Annotated in this window: 3 protein-coding genes; 2 read left to right on the forward strand and 1 reads right to left on the reverse strand. The window is 73.7% G+C overall.

Annotation, left to right across the window (positions count from 1 at the left end):
- Positions 1-16 precede the first annotated feature (16 nt).
- Positions 17-994: an MmcQ/YjbR family DNA-binding protein gene (locus IE257_RS27325; protein ID WP_189972550.1), complete on the forward strand. Its 978-nt coding sequence runs from the start codon at positions 17-19 to the stop codon at positions 992-994.
- Between the two features lie 124 nt (positions 995-1,118).
- Here the strand turns inward: IE257_RS27325 and IE257_RS27330 are convergent, their stop codons facing one another.
- Positions 1,119-2,588 (reverse strand): NB-ARC domain-containing protein, encoded by a 1,470-nt coding sequence (locus IE257_RS27330; RefSeq protein WP_189972551.1) that lies wholly within the window; start codon positions 2,586-2,588, stop codon positions 1,119-1,121.
- 173 nt (positions 2,589-2,761) lie between these two features.
- On the opposite strand from IE257_RS27330, the gene IE257_RS27335 reads away from it, so the two are divergent.
- Positions 2,762-5,989, forward strand: a complete 3,228-nt coding sequence (locus tag IE257_RS27335) for an AfsR/SARP family transcriptional regulator (protein ID WP_189972552.1) — start codon at positions 2,762-2,764, stop codon at positions 5,987-5,989.
- Positions 5,990-6,081: the final 92 nt, after the last annotated feature.

The raw sequence follows: 6,081 nt of genomic DNA on the forward strand, positions 1-6,081 counted from the left end.
GGTGAGGGAGCAGGCAGTGGCAACGGTGGACGACGTACGGCGGCTCGCGCTGAGCCTGCCGAGGACCGAGGAGCACCTGATCCGGGACCGGGTGAAGTTCCGGATCGGCAGCATCGTCTATCTCGCCCTCTCCCGGGACGAGAGCGAACTGGGCTTCGCCTTCCCCAAGGAGGAACGGGCGGCGCTCGTCGCCGCCGAGCCGGCGAAGTTCTTCCTGCCCCGGGAGTCCGATCTGCGCTTCAACTGGGTCGAGGCGCACCTGGCGGCCCTGGCGCAGGACGAGCTGACGGAGCTGGTCACCGAGGCCTGGCGGATGGTGGTGCCCGCCAAGGTCGCCCGCGCCCACCTCGACCCGCCGACCGCGCCACCGCTTCCACCGGCGCCGTCCCTGGCCGAACTGCGGGCCTCGGCAGAGGTGTTCAACGGATTCGCAGGCGTGGACCGGAGCTGGCTGGCGCTGCGGGTGGAGACCGGCGCCGCCCTGGACCTTTCGCTCGCCGCGCACCGCACGGCCCTGCACCGCTGGCTGAACTCCTGGGGCTGCCGCATCCGTTACCCGCGCGAGGGCGAGCCCGACACGTTCGGCACGGACCTCGCCGCCTGGTGGCAGCGGCACACCCTGGCGGACGCGCCGCTCGCCCGGCTCACGCCGCGGGACATCTCCCGGCTGGCCGCGGCCTACGAGGAGCTGGCGGCGCTGCCGATCGGCCGCCGCAGCCTCGGCCCGACCGCCGCGTCCAAGGCGCTGTACGCCCTGCGCCCCGACACGGTCATGCCGTGGGACGCGGCCATCGCACAGCGGCTGTACGGGACACGGGACCGGGCCGCCTTCGCCCGCCACCTGGAGCTCGGCCGGACCTGGGCGCGTGCGGCGCTGGAGGCGGGCGGCGGCATCCCGGAGGCGGACCTGTGCGCCGAACTCGGCCGGCCCCGGGTGTCCCTGGCCAAGGTCCTCGACGAGCACCTCTACGTCACGATCACCCACCGGGCGTGATGCTGCTGCTCCCGGAGCCGCGGGCCCCGGGACCGCGGACAGCCGAAGGGCCGCCCACCGGGTGCGGGGCGAGCAGATGCTCCCCGCGCACGCCCCGATCGGCGGCCTCCCCGACGCGGCCGGGCTACCTCGACTGCCGTGCGGGCACCTGGGCCCGCGCCGCCGCGGGCGCCGCCGCCGGGTCCTCCTCCGTCGGGTCCGGCTGGGTCAGTGCGTACGCCCGGGCCATCGGCGTCAGTCCGTACTGTCCGGGCAGGTCCGAGTGGTCGAGCAGCCCCGCGTCGAGGAGCCGTTCGAGGAGGTCCTCCACCGGTTGCGCGGACCGCTCGACCAGCATGGCGAGCGCGTCCGTGGACTCGTAGAGCACGTTGTCGACGGAGGGCGGGTTGTCGGAGCCGGCGAACTGGCGCAGCATCAGGCGGGCCCACGGGGTCAGCAGCCGGTAGGCGCTGTCGAGGCGGCTGCTCAGCGCGTCGTCCCCGACCTGCAGCCGGGCCAGGAAGCGGCCGGGGGTCCGCTGGACGCCGGGCCCGTCCGGCCCGTCGCCGAGCAGCTCGGCCACGGAGTCCTGGAGCATCCACTCGGGCCGGGCCGCGATGCGCCGGCCCGCCAGGTTGAGGGCCAGCGGCAGGTCCCCGCAGGCGTCGGCGAGGCGCAGGCAGGCACGCGGCTCGGTACCGACCCGGTCTTGGCCCAGGACCCGGGCGAGCAGCTCCATCGACTCGTCGCGGTCCAGTGCGGGGAGCCGGATTCGGCCAATTCCGTCGAGGCCCAGCAGCCGCGACCGACTGGTGATGATGATGCGGCTCTCGGGCGCCGCGATGAGAAGTTCCCGGATCTGGCGCTCATGCTGGACGCCGTCCAGTACGACGAGCACCCTGCGCCGGTTGAGCAGCGATCGGTACAGGCCAATTCTCTGGCCGGGATCGTTCGGGATCCGGTCGGTGGGGATACCGAGCGCCTCCAGGAAACCGCCCGCGATTCCGGCGGCGTCCTTGCGGCCGTCCGCGGCCGGGTCCAGGTTCGCGTAGAGCTGCCCGTCGGGCAGGTTCACGGCGAGTTCGTGGGCGAGCCGCAGGGCGAAGGCCGTCTTGCCGACACCGACCTGTCCGCTGATCACCAGCGGCGCCGCGGCGCGCTGTTCGCCGTACGAGGGGGCGGTCAGTGCCCGCGCCCGCTGGAGCAGGTCACGCCGTCCGACCAGGGGCTGGGCCTCCATCGGGAGCTGGGACGGCGGCGGCAGCACGGCGCGTACCTCGGCGGCGCGCAGCTCGTTCTCCTGGTGCTGCTGTACGGCCTTGACCGCCGGGCGGGCCGTACCGTCGTCGCCCTCGGCGCGCGCCGCCTCGTGCCAGCGGCGCTCCCAGCTGGCGCGGTCGCCGCCGCAGGCCTCGGCGAAGGCGAGGGCCACCTGAAGGGTCGGGAGGCGGTAGCCGGCGGCCGCGTCGGAGAGCACGGACGCGGAGAACATGGCACGTGTGGCCATGTCACGGTAGCCGGGGCTGCCCGCTGCCGTCCGCAGCCTGCGCAACTCCCGGGCGAACGCGGTGACTGGTCCGGCATCGGGGGCCAGTGGTCTCTCCAGTCTTCCCACAGCCTGCTCCTTCGGTACTCGCTCCATGTGCTGCCTGCTCTGGGCCGCCCATGAACTGTCCGTGTCGCCCTTCCTGATCTGCTACCGGATGCTTACCGCGTGCAAGGGGTAACCCCTATGATCCGGTTGGCATGACCTGGCCAGGGGTCTTGTTCATTGGGGGTGGATGTCCGATGCCGGGGGCGGATGCGGAATCCGGGGAGAGACGAAGCGGAGTGCCTGTGGGGGGCAAGCTGCGCTTCAACGTGCTCGGATCGCTCGAGGGATGGATCGACGAAGTACGGCTGAGGCTGGGGGGAGCGATCCAGGAACGGGTCCTGTGCATGTTGCTCCTCGAAGCCGGCCGGGTGGTGCCCGTCGCACGGCTCGTCGAGGCGACGTGGGAGAAGGACCCGCCTGTGACCGCGGCGCACCAGGTCCGCAAGGCCGTCGCCGATCTGCGCCGGCGCATACCCACCGGCACGGCGGTGATCGCCACCGACGGGCCGGGATACCGCGTGGTGGTGGCGGACGACCAGCTCGACCTGCTGGAGTTCGACACCCTGACCAGGGCGGCCGCCCGGGCCGTGCGGGAGGGCGGGCAGGCCGCGGCCGCCGAGGCGCTGCGGGCCGCTCTCGCGCTGTGGCGCGGCTCGGTGCTGTCCGGGGCGGGCGGGCCGGTGATCGAGGCCGCGGCGACCGCGCTGGAGGAGCGCCGACTGGCTGCCGCGGAGCAGCTGTTCGACCTGTGCCTCGCCCTGGGCGAGAGCGGTGAGCTCATCTCCGGCCTGCGGGCCCTGATCACCCAGCACCCGCTGCGGGAGACGCTGCGTGGGCAGCTGATGCTCGCCCTCTACCGCTCCGGGCGGCAGGCCGAGGCGCTCCGGGAGTACGGGGAGGTCCGCGAGCTGCTCGTGAACGAGCTCGGGATCGATCCGGGGCCCCGGCTGGCCAGGCTGTACGAGGCGATCCTGCGGGACAGCCCCGAACTGGCCGCGCCCGAACGGCCCGCGCCGGTGGCCGCGCCGGTGCCGGTGGCCGCCGCGCCCGTACGTCCGGCTCCCGATCCGGTGGTCCCCGTACCGCAGGATCCCGAGCCGGTCCTTCCCGTACCGCCGGTGTCCGAGAGCGCGGCTCCCGAGGCCCCGGCGCCGGCCGCGGCGGGAACGGGACGGGAAGAGCCGGGAACGCCGGCCGCACCGGCCGACGCCCCGTGCACCCTGCCCTACGACCTGCCCGACTTCACCGGCCGTGCCAAGGAGCTGGCCGAGCTCTTCGACTACGTGCAGGACGAGGGCCGGGGCGGCGACCGGTACGCCCGGATCGTGGCCATCGACGGCATGGGCGGCATGGGGAAGACCACCCTGGCCGTGCGCGCCGCGCACCGGCTGGCCGGCCGGTATCCCGACGGGCAGCTCCACATCGACCTGCACGGATTCACCCCGGGCCGGGAGCCGGTGACGCCGGCCGCCGCGCTCGACAGCCTGCTGCGCACCCTCGGTACGCCGGGCGACCGGATCCCCGAGGACCTGGAGGGGCGCACCGCCCTGTGGCGGTCGAAGCTGGACGGCCGGCGGATGCTGCTGCTGTTCGACAACGCGGTCGACGCGGCGCAGATCAGGCCGCTGCTGCCGGCCTCACCGGGCAGCCTGGCCCTGATCACCAGCCGGGGGCGGCTGCTGGACCTGGACGGCGTCGAGTGGGTGTCCATCGGGATGATGGAGCCCGAGGACAGCACCAGCCTGATGGCGGAGACCCTCGGCGCGACCCGGGTGGCCGCCGAGCCGGCGGCCTCCGCCGAACTGGCCGAGCTGTGCGGGCACCTCCCGCTGGCCCTGCGCATCGCGACCGCCCGGCTGCGCAACAGGCCGCGCTGGACGGTGCGTTACCTGGTCGAGCGGCTGCGCGACGAGAAGCGCCGGATGGACGAGCTCAGTTCGGGCGAGCGCAGCGTCGCGGCGACCCTGCGGCTGTCCTACCTGGCGATGGACGAGGAGTACCGGACGGCGTTCCGCATCCTCAGCCTGTACCCGTGCGCCGGCACCGATGTCTACTCGGCGGCGGCGCTCCTCGGCACGGCCGTCCGCGACGCCGAGGACGCGCTGGAGTTCCTGCTCGACGTCCACCTGGTCCAGCAGCCCGACATCGGTCTCTACACCTTCCACGACCTGGTGCGCAGTTTCGCCCAGAGCCTGCGGGGTTCGGCGACGGCCGAGGACGACGCGGAGGCGGTCGAGCGGTTGCTCGGCTACTACATGACGACCTCGGACGCGGCCTGTGAGGTGCTGTTTCCCGGTCGTGAAGCCCGGCCCACCGGCATCGCGCCGTACCGGGGCGAACGACCGCACTTCAGGGATGCCGAGCAGGCCGTCAGCTGGTTCGACCGGGAACAGGCGGGGCTGCTGGCGGCCGTGTCCCTCGCCGAGCGGTCCGGCCACGACCGCTACGCGGCCTGTCTGAGCCGCAACATCGGCTTCCACCTGCACGCGCACGGGCAGCTCGACGAGTTCTGGAGCGTCGGGCACCTCGCGGTCGCCGCGGCGCGCCGGCTCGACGATCCGGCCCTCCTCGGCATCAGCCTGGCCAATCTGGGCGCGGCCTGCTGGAAGCTCGGCCGTTTCGAGGAGGGGCTGGAGGTGGCCCGGGAGGCGCGCGCCACCGCCGTCCGCGCCGGGGACCGGCACACCGAGGCGAACAGCGAATCGACCATCGGGCTGCTGCTGTCGATGCTCGGGAGGTACGGGGAGGCCCTTCCCCTGCTGGAGCGGTCCGTAGCGGCGGCCCGGGAACTGGGCAACCCGCGCGCGGAGTCGGAGGGTCTCACCACCCTCAGCACGCTGTACGAGCGGTGGGGGCGCTATCCGGAGGCGGCTGCGGCCGCCCGCCGGGCGATCGAGATCGACCGCGACCTCGGCTACCGCAGCAACGAGATCATGGCCCTGGCCGACCTGGCGTTCGCACAGGTGGGGCTCGGTGAATACACGGACGCGGACGCCAGCCTCAAGCGCGCCCGCGACCTGTGCGACGAGACCAGGTCACCGGGTGACGTCGCCCTGGTGCTCGCGCTGTCCGCCCAGGTCGCCCACGAGCGGGGCGACGGCCCGCAGGCCCGCGCGTTCGCAGAGCGCTCCCTGGTCCTCGGCCGCACCAGCGGCGCCCCCATCCGGCTGGCCAAGGTCGAGAACGTCCTGGGGCAGCTCCACATGCTCTGGGGGGAGCACGAGGTGGCCCTGGCCCTGCACGCCCACGCTCACAAGATTGCGGCGCCGATGAGCTTCCGCGCCGAGGAGGCGTCCGCGCTCGTGGGCCTCGCCCGGGCGGCCGAGGCGCTCGGGGATTCCCCGGCCGCGGCCGGACACCGTACGGCCGCCGAGGGGTTATTCGATTTCATGGGGCTGCCGGCGCACCGCCGGACCTACTGACGCCGTACGCGGAAGTGCCCCGCACCGGATTCCGGACCCTGTTGGCGAATTCGGGGGTATGCGTGACGACGGCCTGTATGACCCCGTTGGGG

Origin of the sequence: Streptomyces avidinii (genome assembly GCF_014650695.1) — a bacterium.
GTDB lineage: Bacteria > Actinomycetota > Actinomycetes > Streptomycetales > Streptomycetaceae > Streptomyces > Streptomyces avidinii.

Bases quoted from the DNA above. Each gene is read 5' to 3' on its own strand.
- IE257_RS27335 (WP_189972552.1), top strand. From the start codon at position 2,762: ATGCCGGGGGCGGATGCGGAATCCGGGGAGAGACGAAGCGGAGTGCCT.